The sequence below is a fragment of the Actinotignum timonense genome (assembly GCF_900155575.1).
Taxonomy (GTDB): domain Bacteria; phylum Actinomycetota; class Actinomycetes; order Actinomycetales; family Actinomycetaceae; genus Actinotignum; species Actinotignum timonense.
Genome location: NZ_LT706966.1, coordinates 569,761 through 588,038, shown reverse-complemented (window position 1 = coordinate 588,038; position 18,278 = coordinate 569,761). Strand labels below are relative to the sequence as shown.

The window sequence follows — 18,278 nt, the reverse complement described above, 5'->3', positions numbered from 1 at the left end:
GGATCCAGCTTAGCGCGCGGCGGGCGCGCCCGCGATCCGGCGGGCCGTGGTGGCCCGGTGCCACATATGGCCGACGTCGCGTGCCACTCGCAGCAGCCGCCCAATGTTGCTCTCACCGCCGGCCTCGCATGCGCCGCTTCCGGCACCGGGCTTTCCGCTGCCGGCACCGGGCTCGCTAGTGCCGGTGCCGCTCTCCGCGGGCCAGGCCCCTCCAGCCTCGCGGTAGCCGCGCGCCGCGGCCTCGTCCAATCCCGGATGGACCTGCCACAAGGCCCGCAATTCCAGGAGATCCGCGGCAGCCGGGCGCCACCCGAAGCGCCCAAAATCAATGACCCGCAGCCGACCGGCGGGCTCATCCCACAACCAATTGCGCGGCTGCCAATCCCCGTGCGTGGGATGTACGACGACGCTGCCCGGCTGGTAGCTCGCCAGGAAATCCTCCGCTTCGGCGAGCTTCTCATCGAAAGTGGCGGGCGATATACCCTTCGGGGAAGCGGCGAGCAGCGGTTCGCCAGGGAAAGTAGCAGGCAGTGCGCCGCCCGGAGCGAGGGCGCGAATCTCCGCGATCCGCGCCCGGGTGCGGGTGAGGGCACCCTTGGCGAAACCGTGATCAAGGCGTGCCCCGGCTCCGTGGAGTAGCGCGAGGGCGGCTCCGGCCTGGTAATGCACCCGCGGGGATAATTCCCACGGGCTACCCAGAACGTCACATCCGGGTAGATAGTCGAGGATGGCGAGCGGGGCGGCGTCGTCGTACCACAGCAAGCGAGCCACGGTGCCACGCGCCTCCAAAGGGCCGGTCCACGCGCGTGCGCGGGCTTCGCGCCCCACGCTGTAAGCAGTGTTTCCAGCGGTTTTGAGAATCCAGGACACCCCGGGGCCGCTGAGGTGGAGAACGGTGCTCTCGCGTTCGGGCCAGGAAAGATCGCGCACCCGCACGGCATCCGGGCTGGTCAGCGCGCCGCCGCTAAGCGAGCCGCCGGAACGCCCGTCACCAAGGGCTCCGCAGCTAAGCGAGCCACTGCCGGGCGCCAAGCCACCACGCAGCTCCGCCCACGCGGCTGTAAACGCCGCATACTGCCGCTCGGTAAGCAGTGTTCGCAGTGTGAGCGGTGTGTGCAGCGGGTCCATGGCGCCTCGATGAATACCGGTGACTATCGCGGGCAAGCGCTTCCGTTAGCGGGTGACCCGGCTGAGCAGCGAGGCGACCCAGGTGCGCGCGGCACCGAAATCTTCGTCGGAAGTCCCGGCGTGCAGGCGCGTGGCCTGCCGATCCGCGCGCGCGTAACTACCCAGGAACGTCACCTCCGGGCAGATGCGATGCAGCCCGACCAGCGCCGCCTGCACCCGCTCGTCGTGAATATGGCCCTCGGCATCCAGGGAGAACGCGTAACGGCCCAGCTGATCGCCGGCCGGGCGCGACTCAATACGCGATAAATTAACGCCAACCGCGGCGAATTGTTGCAGCATCTCCAGCAGCGCGCCGGGCTTCTCCGAGGCTAGACGCACCATCAGCGTTGTTTTATCCGAGCCCGTCGCCGGGGGAATCTCCCCGGGTTTACTCACTTTAATGAAGCGCGTGACGGCATTGCGGTTATCGGCGATCTCATCGGACAGTGAGACGAGCCCGTACACGCCGGTGGTGGGCACCGCACAAATCGCCGCATCAAAATCCGCATCCGGGTTCTCGGCCAGTTCGCGCGCGGCGGCGGCTGTGGAGGTAGCCGGCACGTGCACGGCATCGGTCAGGTGCTCGGCGATCCAGGTGCGGCACTGCGCCCACGCATGCGGATGGGTGGCGACCCGGCGAATATCCGCGGCGCGCGTGCCGGGCCGCACCGCCAGCGAGAACGCAATCGGAACCAGCATTTCCCCGCGAATTTCCAGCGGCGAGCCGGCGGTGAGGGAATCGAGAGTGGCATTAACCCCGCCTTCCACCGAGTTTTCGATGGGGACCACGGCGGCGTCGGTCTGCCCGGCGCGTACCATCCGCAGCGCCGAGGGGACATCCACGGCGGGCACGAAAGTGGCGGTGTCCTCGCTGGCTACCTGCTGCAATGCGGCAAAGCAAAACGTGCCGCGCGGGCCGAGGAAAGAATAGCGGACCGGTTCGGTAGCGGGCGAGGATTGCATGGTGTCCTTTCGTGCGTGGAGATTGCGTGAAGAAATAGTACGACGGCGCAGCTGGGCGGCGGTGCACCTGCCCGCGCTGTCGCCTGGTTATTGTATCCCGCCCCGGGGTGGGGCGTTCGGGGCGTCCGAAAGTGTCGTAAGCGCCGAGTAGGCTGGTTCCATGCGGAATTCTCACGGTAATAGTCACGGCGGGCGCGCGATGCGACTGGCCGGGCTCTGGGCGGCGGTGCTTGCTGTTGTGGCGATGCTGGTTTTCGGGGCCACGCTGAGTGCGGCGCCTGCGTCCGCGCGCGCGGTGAGCCTGCCGGAAGCGCAGGGTGAGCCGGCTATGCAGCTTAGCTCGGCAGGGCAAGCGGCACCGGAGCAAGCGCGCCCCACGGTGGTGATCGGGGTGGCCGGGTTGCGCTGGGAAGATGTCAGTGAGAAAAGCACCCCGCGGCTCAGTGCAGCTTTGGCAGGTTCGGGCACGGAAAATTTGGGCGGTTACGGCGCTGCGCTCGCCAATATTTCCGTGCGCACGGCCGCGCCCACCACCTGCGCGGTGGATGGCTGGGTGAGCCTCGGGGCCGGTGCCCGCGCGGCGGTCACTCCTGCTGGCAGCGGCTGTGTAGCGCCGGAATCCCTGGTTACCCAGGACGGTACGGTGCGCGATGCGGCGCAGATAAGTGAAGAAAGCAGCGCCGCCCACTACCCGGTGGTTATGGGTGCGCTAGCGCAGGCCGTGGCTCCGGAGCGGGCGCTCGCGGTGGGCCCGGGCGCTGCCCTCGCTCTCAATCGCCAGGCAGAATCACGCATCGCCTACCGGGATCTCGCTGATGTCCTAGCGGATAGCTCGGTACTCGCCGGGCGGGACCTCACCGTCATTGACGCGGGGAGTTTTGATGCGGGAAATACCGATTCGGGAACTGTCGATGCGGGGAATACTAAGGCCGGAAGCGCCAGTGCCGGCAGTGTTCCTGCTGGGAGCCTCGCCAGCCTGGATGAACGCCTCGGGGATATCATCGCGCGTGTTACCGCGCACCAACCGCAGGCCCGCATCATCATCACCACTGTGGCCGACCGTGCGGAGCGGGCCGAACTTGGCTTCTTCGCACTGCTGGAGCCGGGCGAAACAACGGCGCTCGCCCGTTCCGCAACCACCCGCACCACTGGCCTCGTTCAGCTCATTGACCTGGCACCCAGCGTGCTCGCCTGGCACAACGGCGCCCCCACGCCGCTCACGGTAGATAACGGTGGAAAAACCACACTAGCCACGGCCAATGCCACCCTGCACGGCCAAGCACTGCGCGCAGATCTAACTGCGCAGCTGAGCCCGCAGTTCTACCTCCTGCTCGCCGGCCTCGGGCTGGTCTGCTTCGCGGTTATTGCCGCCCACCTGGTTCGTTTCCATCGTTTCCCACCCGCAACAGTGGCAGCGGCTGCTGACAGTTCTGCCGGGGCTTCAGTTTCGCAGGCTGTTACCGCACCCGCGCAGCCTACCCGGGCCGAGGCCCGCCGTGCCCGCCCCACCGGTTTCGCCCAACTCTTGGCCTGGCTCGCGGCCCTGCCCGTGAGCGCACTCCTCATCGGAATTATTCCGTGGTGGACCTTCTCCCGCCCGCTACTTGGCTGGTGGAGCAGCCTGGCCGTTCTTGCCGCGCTCCTCGCCACCTGGGCGCTAGCCGGGCCGCGCCACCGTGCCCTGGCAGGGGAGCGCTGGATCGCCGCCCCGCTAGCACGGCTGGGAACACTCAGCGCCACCGTGATCGCGGTAGACGTCCTCGTCAGCACCTTGGGCGGAGGATACTCCCTCGCCAACACCTCGGTTATGGGATCCCTCCCCACCGTTGCCGGGCGCTTCTTCGGCTTCAATAATTCGGTCTTCGCTATCTTCGCTGTCGGCACGCTTGCCGCAGCAGCCGCCCTCGCCGCACGCATACGCAACGCCGGCAGTTCGGCCACACCCAATAACCGGGCAACCCGTATGGCTGGCTTCGCCGTACTCGCGGTGGGTGCGTGCGCCATCGCCCTGGATGGGCTTCCCGTTTTCGGAGCGGATGCCGGCGGCCCGCCGGCCCTCACCCTCGGCTTCGCCTACCTCGCCTGGCACACCTGGGGAAAACGCTGGACCTGGTGGAATACCGCGCTTGCGGCCATCGCCGGGGTGGCGGTTTCGGCTGGCCTGGCTATGCTTGACCGCGCTGTGGGATCCACCACTCACCTAGGTAACTTCGTGGGCAGGGTGGAACACGGCGGGGCTGGCGCCGTCGTCGCCCGAAAACTATCTCAAGCATTCTTTGGCCTGCCGCCCCTAGTCGCCGGCGCGCTGGGTGCCACACTCCTCGTGGGAGTATGCGTGGCGGTGTGGCTAGTGACCTCGGGGCGCTGGGATCTGCGGGCCCGGCCAGCAACTGCGCAGGTACACGCGTGCGTTACAGCCCATCCGCACCTGGCTGCTGCGGCGGCCGCGGGCTTCCTCGCCCTCGGCTACGCCTCCCTTATTAACGACTCCGGCCTGGTCATCCTCGGAGTCGGAGTCGCACTACTCGCCCCCACCTTTGCCCTTGGGCTCATGCGGGCCGGGGCGAGCAGCGCGGAATATCTTGAAGATATTAATGGGCAAAAGCCGGGTGCAGCTGCGCCCAGCAACGCCTAGGAATCTGAGTCAGAAGACTTTGCCTCTTCCTCTTCTTTAGCACGGAGATACTCGTCGGTAATTTCCTTCACCTTGGCTGCAACTTCGTTCTGATCGTCGGTACTTAGGTTGCTCGCAAGATTTGCTAGACGTTCTATCGCTTTGTCGAGAATCGGATCAATGGCCATATCGGGTCCTCCTTTTTGGTTAATCTTCGGTTTCCTGTGCCATCCACCTTACCTGAGTTGTGTGACGCGAATCGGTAGAGTTCCCCAATAACCACAAGAAAAACCGGCTGGCAGATAGCAGCCAGCCGGAAAGAAAAATAGCGAGATTAGATTGCGGAGGACGGAGGGATGAGCGCTCAGGAATGCTCCAGCACCAGCGCGCGATAAGGAGCGAAATGCTCGATGCCGCTGGAACTGGCAGCGCCGCGTGACTCCGCGGGCACCTTGACACCGTGGAAGCGGCGCGACCACACCGCACGGAAAACATCACGGTACTGCCCGGCCCGGTGTAGAGTCCCAGCCACATCATTCCCGGTGGCGCGATGGCGAATATCGCACGGAATCTCCTGGAGAGTCAGGCCAGCCACCAGCATATCGATGGTCATTCCCACCTCAACGCCCCAGCCCTTCGCGAGCGGACGCGCCGCATCAAAAGCCGCCGCCGTCATACAGCGCTGCCCGGACAGCGGCTGAAGCGGAGACCAACCAGTAGCCCGCTCAATCGCGCGGCGCCCCAAACGAGTCACAAAACCGTGACCGCCCGCCCCCTCCTGCGGAGGCAAAGCTGCAATCGCGCAATCCACCCGGCCATCCACAACCGGCCCGATAAGCGGAGCGCACTCAATAGCCGAATCGCCCAGATCCGCGTCAAGGAAAAGTAAATGGCGGGGCGGGCGACCCTCAACATCGCGCATGCGGACCACCTTCGCCCCGGTCTCCATCGCCGAAGCCTTCCCGCGATTCACCGAATGGCGCACCACCGTAGCCCCGGAAGCGCGGGCAATAGCCTGGGTTTCGTCATCCGACCCGTCGTCAACAACCACCACGAGGTCCACACCCGGAAGCGCATACGCTGCGCGCACAGTACGCCCCACGTACTGCTCCTCGTCCTTCGCGGGCACGACCACCGCGACCTGACCGACTTTACTCACGGCATAAGTGTATAGGGAAAAACGGGGCCTTTGCTTACCGTTTCTATAAACTAGTGGAAGTTCACTAAAGAGGGCCGGCTGAGCGAGAGGCTACCCAAGCCGGGGCATCGGCGCTGCTGACCGCAAGGTCACCTGACGGGAAACCAGCCCGGCGCGCGCCCGCGCCGCTTAGCGCAAGGTCACCTGGCGGGAAACCAGCCCGGAGCGAGCTCGCTTTTCTTCCGAGGTGAGCGGCTCGGTTGAAGCAATAGCCGCACTCAGCTTTTCCGCGAACTTCGCCAGCGGCTCTTCCAATTCCTCTGCTTCGGTGCCGCGCGCCAATTCCCACACCGGGACCGACAATCCGTAGGCGCGGAACGCACCGATGAAGCGGGCGTCGTCGTCCCAACGCTCCTCGCAGGAAACGCGCAAACGCGCCAAACCGTCCAATACGGCATCGCGCGGTTCGGGGCGAACCCAGCGCAAAAACTCGCGCGACATCCGGCACCAGTAAGCACCGTTCACGGATTCGATGCGCGCGGCGGGAACCATATCCGCGCGGGCATCACGCAAAGCCGCCTGCGATTCGGGGGTGGCGGCTTCCTCTTCCGTCATCCAGAAAGCCGGATCTTCTTGCAGTTCCAGCTCGGAGAACGAGGCCACAATATCCTGCAAACGCGGGGAGCCGGCCTCCGGCTGCGTGCCACCCGGGTAGCTTTCGCCCGGCTTGAGCTCCAGACCGGCGAGCACACGCGTGGCAATATCCAAAGAAGCGTCGCCAGAATTCATAACCGTCTGCATCGCGACCAGGAGCTGGCCGTCCGTGCGCCGCAGCGCGCCGACCATATTCGGCAGCAGCGTGCCAAAAATAACCTCTTCGCTGCCGTACTCCTCGGTGAGGGTGACGGTCATGGTCGCCAGCGGCAGCAGATCGCGCATCGCCACCAGCTCCGCCTCGGCATCCAGCCCCTCAAAAGGCCGTTCAACGAAAGGAATAATCGCGCGCTTCTTCTTCGGGGTCGCCGAATCCTTCTTGCGGTTCTTCTTAGCCATAAGTCCTCGTCTTCTCGCTTCTATGCAGGGTGATGCCGTTTACCCTCGAGATTCTACGTGAGATGCGGCCCGCGGGCGATGGTCACGTTAGAGTTGCGTTATGGATCTGCTCATAACGACGACGCCGCAGCTTGCCGGCCTCACCGTATCTCCGGCCCTCACCGCATCCCTGGCGGGCGAGCTCCTTGCCGCGCCCGCCGCGGATCCGACGGCGGTATCCATTATCCGCTGGGTGGGAATCGCCGCGGTTGCCGTGGGTGTTGCCGTCATTATTTGGCGCTGGTGGGCGAATCGCGACTAGGGGCGCCTTGACTTTGCATCGGCGGAGGCCAGCGCCGGCGCGGCGCGAGCGCGGGGCGCTGCGGCGATAGGCCGGCGCGGCGCGACGCTGCGATAGAGTGACGCTGTGCTTGCCTGCGGAGTTGGAATTGCTGTCGGTTTCGTTGTTGGCCTGCTTGGGGCTGGCGGCGGCATCCTCACTATCCCTATTCTCCTCACCATTTTCGGGCATAGCGCGCACCAAGCTTCCGCCGAATCCATCATTATCGTGGGGGTCACGTCGTTAGTCGGCATGATCTCCGCGGCCCTGGCCCGGCGCGTGCGCTGGGGAACTGGCCTGATATTCGCCCTGGTGGGCATCCCGGGAACTCTGGCGGGAGCTTTCCTCGCCGGCGCGGTATCCGGGCAAGTCCTGGTGTGGTCGCTGAGCGCTCTGCTCGTGGTGGTGGCGCTGAGCATGTTCTGGCGCGCCGCGCGTTCGGGCGGCGAATCGGGTGCGGACGGCGAATCTCGCGATGGTGCTGGCACGCGTGCGGGTAGCGAATCACGTGTGGGTGCCGCGCCAGAAAATTTGGACACTCCGGAAAAGCTAGCCGCGCCGGAAAACCCTCCCGCCTCTGCCCCGCGCTGGCACACCTACCTCGTCACCGTCCTGGGAGCTTTCGGCGCGGGAGCGCTCTCCGGCTTCTTCGGAGTGGGCGGCGGCTTCGTGGTGGTCCCCGCCCTCATCTTGCTGCTGCGCATGCCCGCCCGCTACGCGAGCGCCACCTCGCTGCTCGTCATGAGCATCAATATGGCGGTGGCCGGGCTCGGCCGCATCCCGCAATTCGCGGCCGGCCTCGATGTGGACTGGCTGGTCGTCGCGCTTTTCACTGCCGGCTCGGCGTTGGGAAGCATCGGCGGGGAAGCCGCTGGCCGGCGCATTCCTGATCGCATCGCCACCATCCTCTTTGGCGTGCTGCTTCTCGCGGTAGCGGCCGGCACCCTGGCCAGCGACCTCCTCTAAGTGGGGCGTGGGCCAGGAGGCGGCGTCGTCGTTCTTAAAACCGGAACGGGTGAGCACTGTTCACCGTGTAAACGGTGCTCACCCGCGTGGTTCTGGTGTTTTAGTCGACGACGCCGTACAGGCGGTCCCCGGCATCGCCCAGACCCGGCACGATGTAGGCCTTCTCGTTGAGGCCCTCATCGATGGAAGCGACGACGATCTTGACGTCCGCATCCTCGGGCAGGTGCGATTTCACTTCCTCCAGGCCCTGCGGGGTGGCCAGCAGGCACACGCAGGTGACATCCCGCGCGCCGCGTTCGAGCAGGTAGTTGATGGATTCGTGGATGGTGTGGCCGGTGGCCAGCATCGGGTCAAGAACAAAACACTGCCTCCCGGTCAGATCATCCGGGAGGCGGTTAGCGTAGGTGACGGCCTCGAGAGTTTCCTCATCGCGGCGCAGGCCGAGGAAGCCAACTTCGGCGGTGGGAAGGAGCTTCGTCATTCCTTCCAGCATGCCCAGGCCGGCCCGCAAAATCGGAACGACGATGGGCGCCGGGCGGGCCAGCTTCACGCCGGTTGTGGTAGCCACCGGGGTGGTGACCGTTACTTCGTGCACCGCCACATTCCGGGTGGCTTCATAAGCGAGGAGAGTCACAAGCTCCTCGGTTAGCTGCCGGAAAATTGCCGACGGGGTGGTTTCATCACGGAGGACAGAGAGTTTATGCGCGACCAGAGGGTGGTCAATTTCGAGGATGTGCATGCTTTAAGGATAGCGGTACCCGGCGGGCGACGCGCGCGGGCGGCTCGGCTTGAGGCTCGTGACACAGGCGGCTCGCCGTGGGGCTCGTGACACAATGGAGCCATGCGGGGAGATATGCGAGCCGATTCGCGGGGGAGTGCGGATGCGCCCGAGGACACGCCTGAGGATAGGTGCGGCGATATGCGGGCGGCGGAAAAGCTATTTATGCGCGAAGCGATGGAGCTGGCGGCACGGGCCGCGGCGGGTGGGGATGTGCCCGTCGGCGCGCTCGTGGTGGTGGACGGCGCCGTGGTGGCGCGCGGNAGAGGAAATCCCGGTCAGGTATGCCAAAGCACGCCGGAAGTACTCTAGTTACGGCGGGGAGATCAGCCCGGCACCGGAAAACCTAGTCGAGCGTGACTTCCACGCTGATGAGCCCGGACGGCTTTGGCTCACGGATATCAGCGAGTTCCACGCAGCTAACGGGAAGGTTTATCTCTCCCCGATTATTGACTGTTATGACGGGAAAGTCGTGGCGTATACGAGGGGATTACACCCAACCTCAGTGTTGGCTGATTCCTCCCTTGAAAACGCCCTGGCAACCCTCCCGCACCAGCGTCTAAACGAGCTACAAGCCGGCCAGAGTGAGCATCCACTCGTGATCCATTCGGATCGGGGAGTCCACTACCGGTCTGTGTCCTGGATTGAGCTTACGCGGCGTTACGGGTTGACGCGGTCGATGTCGAAGAAGGGGTGTAGTCCGGATAATTCTGCTTGTGAGGGGTTTTTCGGGCGGATGAAAACCGAGATTTATCACGGGAAGAAGTGGGCTACAACCGATGAGTTATGCGAGGCGATAGACGAGTATATGTTCTTCTATAACCAGAAGCGTATTACCTTGAAGTTCGATGGTTTAACGATTGTGGAGCATCGTCAAGCGGTTTTAAGCGATAATGTCCAATAAACAGTCCGCAGCCCCAAAAGTGGGTCTAATGACGGCGTGTCGTTGGCTTGGATCCGGATCAGATCCGTACGAATCGGGTACACAAACGAAGTGCGAGGGAGAGCACCGTTTGTCCCCGATTTCGTGTCTCTAACGCGCACTATGGCGCCTACACGGCCCAGAAAGCGGCTCTGACGCCTCTGCCCACCCCGTGGCTGTGGCGCATGGCAGCCCGGACGGAACGAGTTTTCCGTCAAGGCATGTCACGCAACGGATGTCAAGGAAGCAAGCTTATTGAGGTGCCCGACCTCAATAAGGCCGACTTTTCGTTGGTATGACAGGGCAAACTCCCGGTATAAGACCCACCATTTGTCTATTAGCCCCGTAGGTGAAGCTTCAACAGCGAGCCCACAACAGGGTGCAAATCTACGCACTATTTTGGCCGGATTTCTGCTCTGGATTTGCACTACGCGACTCCGATGGTCCCCAATTTGCATCCTGAGGCATTCCCCGGTGCCCAGCTTCCCCGGCCGGTAGCTGCGCCGTCGGCCGAAGTGACATTGCTGGCCGAAGCTGCGCCGTCGCCGCAGCTGCGCCGTCGTACCGCACGAAACTGCGCCATAAACGCAAGCGCTCCAAAAATCTGCAAAATATTATTTATGTTACGTAAAACTGCGCGGCGTAAAATCAACATAAAACTTTTGTGAAAATGATCAATCACACAGCCGCGACCTGCGCAAACGCTGAATACCTTAAGAATTAACTCTCCAATTGTGATTTACTTGAGTTGAGTTTACTCATCACTCATCTAAGGTAAGGACACACCACATGCTCACGCGAAACCTTTCGAGGGTGCTGGCGGTGATCGCTGCTATTGCGATGGTCGTCGTTGGGCAACCCCTGCGGGCGGAGGCGGCGCCTCAGTCTGTTGATTTTAACTACGTGATCGGTGAGAAGATACAAAAATTTGAGTTCACCGCTCACAATCCAGATAACCCTTCGGAAAGTATTACCTATCCGAGCGACCCGGCCAAGCGTTACAACTACAAGCGAATTCCGGCGGGCTGGGTGCTCAACGGTCAGATCGTTATGCAGCCGGGCTGGAAGATTACCAGCACGGGCTCGGATCTGCTTTACCCCGATAACCTCGAGCAGAGCGTGACCGGGATCGGGAAGGACGCCGTCCTCACGTACCACGTGAAGGACGTGAAACCGACCGAAAATATTTACTTCCAGCAGATCTCCTACGAACAGTTCAATTACGCCACCTATGACCTCAACGGCGGTACCTGGACCGATAAGATTCCGACCGATCCGCTGCATCAGGCCCAGGATGGCTCGTTCTACAGCATGTTCATCACCCCGCACGGCACCGTGCAGAAGCCCACGGACCCGGTGCGCGAGGGTTACACCTTCCTCGGGTGGATTGGGAAGAGCACTCTCAATATTCCGGCCGTCGAGCCGCCCTACAAGTACAACGTGTACACAGTGGATAAACCTTACCGTTTCGACGAAATTGACCCGAACCGGCTGCTGGGATACCGCCGGCAAAACGTGGTCAATCTGACCGCGGCGTGGGCCAAGGAGCCGGCCCTCGAGGTGAAGAACATCGAGATTTGGGAGGGTGAGGCATTCACTCCTTCGGATATGGTCGTCTCCGCCACGGATTTTGCCGGCAAGGATCTGACCGATCCGGCCAACGGTGGCTCTGTCACGCCCGCGGGCGATTATGACAATGCTGTTGCTGGCGAATACCCCATCACTTTCACGGCGAAGGACAGCAAGGGCGGTATGGTTACTCGCACCGCGAAGCTGATCGTCAAGAAGCGTTGGACCCCGCTCATTCCCGCCCCGGAGCTCACGCTCAAGAACGTGGAAATCAAGGCCGGTGAGCCTTTCGATCCGGTGGATATGGTGGTTTCTTCCAGCGGCACGGCCGTGCCCAGCCCGGATAACGTATACGATCCGAAGACTCCCGGTACCTACACTCTCACCTTTACGGTGACGAACGAGCAGGGTGTGAAACGTACGGCGACGGCGCAGCTAGTTGTCAAGCAACCTTGGGTCATCATCGAAGCTGCTCCGGAGCTGAGCCTCAAGGATATGACCATCACCGTGGGTGATCCTTTCGATCCCGCGGATATGGTGGTGTCCTCCAGCGGCACCGCGGTGCCCAGCCCGGATAATGCCTATGACCCGAATACCCCGGGAACCTATGATTTGAGCTTCACGGTGACCGATGAGAAGGGTGCCACGGTAACTCGGACAGCGAAGCTGACCGTCAAGCCGAAGCCCGAGCCGGCACCGGAACCTGCGCCTGAGCCTGGAACGGAAACTCCGGAGCCGGGTGAGCCTGGAACTCCGGGTCAGCCGGGCAACCCGGGCCAGCCTGGTGACCCCGGTCAGCCTGGGCAGGCATCGGGTACGACGCCCAGCACGCCTGAAACTCCCGGAACTCCTGGTGAACCCAGCCAGCCCGGCACAACCGGTGCGACCGCTACCCCCGGCAAGCAGGGCACGGTAGCCAAGGCGGGCAGCCGTTCCCTCGCCCATACCGGTAGTGATGCGGCGGCGCCCTTCGCTCTGGGTGGCATGCTTGTTCTGGCAGGCGGAGCCCTCGTGGCTACTCGCCGCAAGAATTCTTAGGGCTGCTTGCTAATTGCCGGTGCTCTATTCTGCCGGTTATTCTGCCGGCTCGCTATCCCGCTAAGGCACTAGCAAAAACACGTGTGGGGGCACCTCCGATTGGGGTGCCCCCACACGTGTCTGCGGTTCTTATCAGCGGTCTGCGGTTGCTTTCGGTCACGCTCGCGGTATAGATGCTCGCGGCCCAGTGCTTACTCACCGCCCGCGCTTAGCGCCACTCTCTACCCATGCGGCACGTACTCACATTTGCTATGCTCGGCCGGCTCCAGCTGGAAAGTGGAATGCTCCACCTTGACCGGGAAATGCTCGGCGACGCACTGCTGGAGCTGATCGAGGATCCGCGGGGCGTGCCCGTCGAAGAAGCACTCATCCTCAACCACCACGTGGGCGCTGAGCACCGGCAGCCCGGTGGCGACCGTCGTCGCATGCATATCATGCACCCGAATCACGTGCGGCAGATTCTCCATATGCTGGCGCACTTCGTCCAGGTCCAGGCCCTGCGGCGTCGCCTCCATCAACACGTTGAGCGCAGTGGACAGAATCCGCAGCGCACGCGGAATAATAAGAATTCCGATGAGGATCGCGGCAATCGCGTCCGCGCCGCCCCAGCCGGTGAAGTAGATCGACGCCGCCGCCACGATCACCGCAACCGAACCGAGCGCGTCATTGCAAACTTCCAGGAAGGCGGCCTTCATATTGAGGCTGGCGCCGCGCCCGGTGAAGAGGATCAGCATGGAAGCGATATTGCCCAGCAGGCCGATAATGCCGAAAATCAGCAGCGGCGCAGCCGGCATCTCCGGCGGGTCGGTCAGGCGTTTGATCGCTTCGATGATCACGAAAATACCCACGCCGAGGAGCAGCGTCGCCTGCAAGCACGCGGAAATAATCTCCGCCCGAGCATAACCCCAGGTGCGGCGGTTGGTTGCGGGTTTGGTGGTGAGGTGAGCGGCCACCAGCGCCATGACCAGGCCGGCGCTATCGGTGAGCATATGGCCGGCATCCACAAGGAGGGCCAGCGAGCCGAGCCAGAACGCCCCGATCACCTCGGCGATCAGAATCGAGAAAGTAATACCGAGCGCCCAGGCGATGCGCCCGCGTTGCGCCCCGGCGCCGTGCACATGCCCGGGCCCGTGCTCATGGCCGCTGGCATGATCATGACCGGCAGCGGGAGCTACCGCGGTGGGCGTACGAGCCAGGTGGCATAGGTGCGCGTTGTCGCCATCCTCGCTAACTTCGCCATTTTCGCCGTTTTGGCCGGCCACGCTAAATGATTCGCCATCCTCCTCGGATGGCGTGCTCTCCTCCGACGCCGATGCGGCGGAGGCGCCAGAACTGCGCTGAGCGCAGGTGCATTGCCCGCCGGCGTGGTCGCCGTGCTCACAATGATAATAATTATTATTATGCATAACATAACCTCCTTGGGGCTCTGAGTGTACCTGCCCGCCCGTGTTTTCGGCAGGGTACGGCCTGTGATGCAGGGCATGTACGACGACGCCTATGTGGCCACGCGCATAATATGCAGTGATGTGGGCCGGGGAGGTGAGAAAGTCCGGGACGGTGAGCAAGTCCGGCGAGGCGGCGGGCGGAGCCAGCCGGTTGGGCCAGCGAGCCGCGGCGGCGAGGTAGCGGCCCGGGCCAGAATGCAAAGCACCCGGGCGCTAATTCCGTGAAAGGAATCGGCGCCCGGGTGAATGAATGCGCAATAGGCCCACGGGGGTGCTGATGAGGGCGACGCCCCTACTGCATTGTGATATCTATTCCGCAGGAGTCCATGACGAGGATGAAGTTGAGCAGGTCAGTCATGAACTTGGGGTCCTCAATTTCGTTGCCGGCCATGATGTCGCCCTTGCTGGCGCGTTCGATGACATCGATGAACTGGTCGGATAGCTTGCCCTGTGCGGCATTGCCGATGCAGGTGCCGACGTCGTCACGCGCAGGTTTACCAAATGCTGCGGTGAAGCTCGGGTCCTTGAGGAAGGTATCGAAGAGCGCTGCGATTTTTTCCGGCGGGTAGGTGTAGGTCAGCCCTTCTTTGCCGTCCTTACCTGTTGAGCTGCCCGAGTCACCGGAGGGTGCGGGGGCGGGCGTGGTAGGCGAATCAAGGATGGGTGCCTTGCTGGTTTCCGGAGCGGCCGTGGCGTCCGGGGTGGCGGGTGCGCTAACCGAAGGAACCGAGCTGGGATCGGGCTGCGCATCATCGCTGGCCTTATCCCGGTTGAGGAAGAAAATAAGGCCAACAACTAGAGCGATCAACGCGATGATTCCCACGCCGATACCAACAAACAGGCCGGTTTTGCTCTGCTTGGGCTGCTGACCGTAGCCGACCGGATAACTCCCGCGCGGACCATTCGGGCCGCCAGGTCCGTTCGGGCCACCTGCGCCGGGGTACTGATTGCCCGAGCCGCCCGGGTAGCCGGCGCCGCCATATTGCCCGCCGGGATAGCCCGGGCCGCCGTACTGCCCGCCCTGGCCGGAACCGTATTGCGGGGCCTGACCCGGATAATTACCCCGCTGCGGGTAACCAGCCTGGCTGCCGTAGTGATTGCCTTGGCCAGCCTGGCCGGGATACTGGGTGCCGGTGCCGGCGCCGGCCTGAGCTCCCGGATATGCGGGGCCGCCGTAGTGCCCGGCTTGCCCGGGTTGTCCGGCTCCGTACTGCCCGCCCTGCCCGGCGGCGCCATACTGGCCCTGACCGGGATAAGCGGCGGTAGGTGCACCGTAGGCCTGAGTGGGGTAATCGCCCGAAGGTGAGCTGGGCGTGGAAAAAGCTTGGGTGGGCGCGCTGGCAGCATCAGCTGCGCCGGCGGCTTCGGGCGCGCTGCCCGTGCCGGGAGTGGTGTTCTCGGAGCCGTGCGGAGGGAAAGCTCGGGTGGGTTCGCCGCCCTGCGGCGAACGGGTTGCGTCTTCTTCGCTCACGATAAATCCTAACGATGCGCGGGAGCGGCGCCCGGCAACTCCACGCGCTGACCGCGTACGGTAACCGGCGAAAACGCCCCCGATGTGACAGGTGGCTAGCCGCTTTCCGCGCGCCTCCGGATATGCCGGAGCGCCCGGTTACACGAGCCAAGCCACATTCATTCAATCAGAGAGCGGCCGGGAGCGGCAAGCAAGTTTCGCGTTTGCCAAGCTCAGGGGCCTTCGGCCAGCAGAGAAACATCCGCTACTTCGCGCTCGCATTCAGTGTCACGCGCGTCCAGCCTCACGCGCAGCTCAGCCCGTGCTACTTCACCGCAGCCGCCACACTCACCCTCGCGCCATCCCCCGCGCGCCGCTCCGCCGTCGCCTTCTTACGCAGCTCAGCCTGGGTGCGCTGCGCGGCCCGCTGCTCCGCGCTTTGCCAGAGCCGAGCCGGCTCCCCGAAGCGTAGCCCCAAGAACCACCACAGCGCCTCGATTAGCGCCGCGCCAACCGCACCCACCAGCGTGCCCAGGGCCATCGCCCCGGAGTTAGAGGAATCCAGCATGAACACGCGCTGCGTGAGGGGCCACAGGAAAATCACCCCGTAACCCACCAGCGGCAGCAAAATAAGAAGAATCTTCCACCAGACATAGGGCCGGGCCACCACCACGAGCACCCACGAGGAGGCAATAATCATCGTCAGGAGCGTCGCGGTGGACACCTGAGTCGCATATGCCGAGCTAGCTGCGCCGTCGTACAACATGACGTAGGTAATAAAAGTCGCAACCCCCACGATCAGGCCCGCCGGGAAACCGAAACGCATGACGCGCTGCACGAAACCGGGGCGGGCGGCGTCGTTATTCGGCGGCAGGGAGAGGAGGAAGGCCGGGATGCCGATGGTGAACCAGCCGGTGATCGTCACGTGAATTGGTACGAAGGGATAGGGCAGTGCGAAGAGTAGCACCGCGATGGCGAGCACCGCCGAATACACCGTTTTGGTGAGGAAAAGCCGCGCCACGCGTTCGATATTTCCGACCACGCGCCGGCCTTCGCCCACCACATGTGGGAGGGAGGCGAATTTATCGTCGAGGAGCACGATTTTCGCGACCGAGCGAGTGGCGGAGGTGCCCGAACCCATGCCGATGCCCAGGTCGGCGTCCTTGAGGGCGAGTACGTCATTGACGCCATCGCCCGTCATCGCGACAGTGTGTCCCGCCCCGCGCAGCGCCGCGACCATGGCGCGCTTCTGATCCGGGGTCACCCGCCCGAATACGGCATTCTCGTTGATCGTTTCCGCGAAGCTCGCCTCCGGGATGGTGCGCGCGTCCACGGGAGTGCCCACATCGACGCCGAGCTGCGTGGTCACCGCACCGACCGCCGCGGCATTATCGCCGGATATGACTNCGCCCAGCTGGGCCAGGGCTTCCCGGGCGGTGGCCTGAGCGCGCGCGGCGGAAGTGGCGGCGTCGTCGTGCTGTTCCCGCGCGGTGCCGGAACTGGAACCGGCGCAAGAACTCGCGCCGCCGGAATCAGAACCGGAATCAGAACCGCTGCTCACAGCCGCGCCGGGCACCAACTCGAGCCCCGCGAAACGCAGGGTATTTTCGGTAAGAGTGCCGGTTTTGTCCACGGCGACGGTATCCACGCGCGCGAGGCCTTCGATGGCCGGCAGCTCATTGACCAGCACGTTCAGGCGTCCGAGCCGGATCACACCCAGCGCGAAAGCGGTCGAGGTGATGAGCACCAGGCCTTCGGGGATCATCGGCACCAGCGCGCCGGTGACCGAGAGCACGATGTCGCGCCAGTGCGCGCCGATGGCGGCCCAATCCAGGCCCACCACGCGGATCTGGCCCCAGATGGTCAGCAGCCCCACGGGCACCAGCACCCAGGTGATGGCTTTGAGGATGCGGTCGATCCCGTTTTGCAGCTGGGAATCGACGAGCGAGAATTTCGAGGCGGCGGAGGTGAGTTTGGCGGCGTAGGCGTCGGCGCCCACGCGGGTGGCGCGGTAGCTGCCCGAGCCGGAGGAGACGAAGGAGCCGGACATCATCGCGGCGCCGGGTTCCTTGTGGATGGAATCGGATTCGCCGGTGAGGAGCGATTCGTCCACCTCGAGGTAATCGGCTTCGGTGACGAGGCCGTCCACCACGACCTGCTCGCCGGCGGCGACCACGATAATATCGCCGAGCACCACCTCTTCGCGCGCGATTTCGTGCACCTCGCCCTCGCGGCGCACTCGCGGATGTGCTTCGCCGATAACCGCCAGGGAATCGAGGGTGTGCTTGGCGCGCAGCTCCTGAATAATGCCGATAATCGAGTTCGCAATAATGAGCAGGCCGAAAGCGCTATTGATCCACGAACCGGTGAGAATCACGGCAATAAATAGCACGCCGAGCATGAAGTTAATGCGGGTGAAAACGTTATCGCGCACAATCTGCGCGGCCGAGCGCCCCGAGCGGTCCGGGAGGGTATTCGCCTTGCCCTCCGCGGCGAGCTGGGCGGCCTGCGCGGCGCTGAGCCCAAGGGCCGGGTCGCTCGCGGGCACGTGCTCGTTGCCGGTGGTGGGGTCGGTGGCGGGATCGGTCAGGGCGAGGGACTCGGGTTCCCGTTGCGCGGGTTTGCTTGCGGCGGGGGCCGGGGCGGTGGGCGCCGGGCCGGGCGCGGTCGAGTCAAAGTCCCGCTGCGCGGGTGCGGCGTCGTTCATAAAAAACGATTCTAGGCAAGGAAGCTGGACGGCGGGTGAATGTTTCTTGGGTGCGGGGCGCAATGGGGCTGGGACGGCGCGGGCGGTGACGCAACGGCGCGGGCGGTGCGCAACGGTGTGGGCGGTGCTCGAACGGTGCGGGCGCGCCG

Annotated in this window: 14 protein-coding genes; 5 read left to right on the top strand and 9 right to left on the bottom strand. The window is 63.9% G+C overall.

What is annotated here, in order from left to right:
* Positions 1-9 precede the first annotated feature (9 nt).
* Positions 10-1,128, bottom strand: coding sequence for an aminoglycoside phosphotransferase family protein (locus tag CZ322_RS02475; RefSeq protein ID WP_087070071.1), 1,119 nt, complete (start codon positions 1,126-1,128; stop codon positions 10-12).
* 45 nt (positions 1,129-1,173) lie between these two features.
* Positions 1,174-2,130, bottom strand: a complete 957-nt coding sequence (pheA, locus tag CZ322_RS02470) for a prephenate dehydratase (RefSeq protein WP_087070070.1) — start codon at positions 2,128-2,130, stop codon at positions 1,174-1,176.
* A 160-nt stretch (positions 2,131-2,290) separates the two neighbouring features.
* On the opposite strand from pheA, the gene CZ322_RS02465 reads away from it, so the two are divergent.
* Entirely contained in the window at positions 2,291-4,765 is a 2,475-nt protein-coding gene (locus CZ322_RS02465; protein WP_101657674.1) for a hypothetical protein, read from the top strand.
* On the opposite strand, the gene CZ322_RS09965 is transcribed toward CZ322_RS02465, so the two are convergent.
* From CZ322_RS09965 to CZ322_RS02455, 3 genes are all read right to left on the bottom strand, one after another.
* Positions 4,762-4,932, bottom strand: coding sequence for a hypothetical protein (locus CZ322_RS09965; protein WP_159454978.1), 171 nt, complete (start codon positions 4,930-4,932; stop codon positions 4,762-4,764). The genes CZ322_RS02465 and CZ322_RS09965 overlap by 4 nt on opposite strands.
* 176 nt (positions 4,933-5,108) lie before the next feature.
* Entirely contained in the window at positions 5,109-5,903 is a 795-nt protein-coding gene (locus CZ322_RS02460; RefSeq protein ID WP_087070068.1) for a glycosyltransferase, read from the bottom strand.
* A gap of 168 nt (positions 5,904-6,071) precedes the next feature.
* Entirely contained in the window at positions 6,072-6,935 is an 864-nt protein-coding gene (locus CZ322_RS02455; RefSeq protein WP_087070067.1) for a DUF5926 family protein, read from the bottom strand.
* 100 nt (positions 6,936-7,035) lie between these two features.
* Between CZ322_RS02455 and CZ322_RS02450 the strand changes: the two genes are divergently transcribed.
* The gene (locus tag CZ322_RS02450; RefSeq protein ID WP_087070066.1) at positions 7,036-7,236 is read left to right on the top strand and encodes a hypothetical protein; all 201 of its coding nucleotides are present in this window, start codon (positions 7,036-7,038) and stop codon (positions 7,234-7,236) included.
* Between the two features lie 105 nt (positions 7,237-7,341).
* On the top strand, positions 7,342-8,220 hold the full coding sequence (locus tag CZ322_RS02445; protein ID WP_087070065.1) for a sulfite exporter TauE/SafE family protein: 879 nt from the start codon (positions 7,342-7,344) through the stop codon (positions 8,218-8,220).
* Between the two features lie 100 nt (positions 8,221-8,320).
* On the opposite strand, the gene upp is transcribed toward CZ322_RS02445, so the two are convergent.
* Complete coding sequence (gene upp, locus CZ322_RS02440; RefSeq protein ID WP_026429144.1) at positions 8,321-8,959, bottom strand: uracil phosphoribosyltransferase; 639 nt, start codon at positions 8,957-8,959, stop codon at positions 8,321-8,323.
* Between the two features lie 94 nt (positions 8,960-9,053).
* Here upp and CZ322_RS02430 point away from each other — a divergent pair, with 94 nt between their 5' ends.
* On the top strand, positions 9,054-9,902 hold the full coding sequence (locus tag CZ322_RS02430) for an IS3 family transposase (RefSeq protein WP_459543372.1): 849 nt from the start codon (positions 9,054-9,056) through the stop codon (positions 9,900-9,902).
* 807 nt (positions 9,903-10,709) lie between these two features.
* Complete coding sequence (locus CZ322_RS02425) at positions 10,710-12,527, top strand: InlB B-repeat-containing protein (RefSeq protein ID WP_087070063.1); 1,818 nt, start codon at positions 10,710-10,712, stop codon at positions 12,525-12,527.
* Positions 12,528-12,748: 221 nt separating this feature from the next.
* Here the strand turns inward: CZ322_RS02425 and CZ322_RS02420 are convergent, their stop codons facing one another.
* From CZ322_RS02420 to CZ322_RS02410, 3 genes are all read right to left on the bottom strand, one after another.
* Positions 12,749-13,933, bottom strand: a complete 1,185-nt coding sequence (locus CZ322_RS02420; protein WP_180948684.1) for a cation diffusion facilitator family transporter — start codon at positions 13,931-13,933, stop codon at positions 12,749-12,751.
* Between the two features lie 331 nt (positions 13,934-14,264).
* Positions 14,265-15,443 carry an SKG-like transmembrane protein gene (locus CZ322_RS02415; protein WP_087070062.1) on the bottom strand — a complete coding sequence of 393 codons (1,179 nt, stop codon included), beginning with the start codon at positions 15,441-15,443 and terminating at the stop codon, positions 14,265-14,267.
* Positions 15,444-15,747: 304 nt separating this feature from the next.
* The gene (locus CZ322_RS02410) at positions 15,748-17,823 is read right to left on the bottom strand and encodes an HAD-IC family P-type ATPase (protein ID WP_459543371.1); all 2,076 of its coding nucleotides are present in this window, start codon (positions 17,821-17,823) and stop codon (positions 15,748-15,750) included.
* Positions 17,824-18,278 lie beyond the last annotated feature (455 nt).

Excerpts from the sequence above, each read along its gene's own strand:
- upp (WP_026429144.1), bottom strand. The coding sequence starts at position 8,959 with ATGCACATCCTCGAAATTGACCACCCTCTGGTCGCGCATAAACTCTCT.
- pheA (WP_087070070.1), bottom strand. The coding sequence starts at position 2,130 with ATGCAATCCTCGCCCGCTACCGAACCGGTCCGCTATTCTTTCCTCGGC.
- CZ322_RS02475 (WP_087070071.1), bottom strand. The coding sequence starts at position 1,128 with ATGGACCCGCTGCACACACCGCTCACACTGCGAACACTGCTTACCGAG.
- CZ322_RS02465 (WP_101657674.1), top strand. The coding sequence starts at position 2,291 with ATGCGGAATTCTCACGGTAATAGTCACGGCGGGCGCGCGATGCGACTG.
- CZ322_RS09965 (WP_159454978.1), bottom strand. The coding sequence starts at position 4,932 with ATGGCCATTGATCCGATTCTCGACAAAGCGATAGAACGTCTAGCAAAT.
- CZ322_RS02450 (WP_087070066.1), top strand. The coding sequence starts at position 7,036 with ATGGATCTGCTCATAACGACGACGCCGCAGCTTGCCGGCCTCACCGTA.
- CZ322_RS02420 (WP_180948684.1), bottom strand. The coding sequence starts at position 13,933 with ATGCATAATAATAATTATTATCATTGTGAGCACGGCGACCACGCCGGC.
- CZ322_RS02455 (WP_087070067.1), bottom strand. The coding sequence starts at position 6,935 with ATGGCTAAGAAGAACCGCAAGAAGGATTCGGCGACCCCGAAGAAGAAG.
- CZ322_RS02425 (WP_087070063.1), top strand. The coding sequence starts at position 10,710 with ATGCTCACGCGAAACCTTTCGAGGGTGCTGGCGGTGATCGCTGCTATT.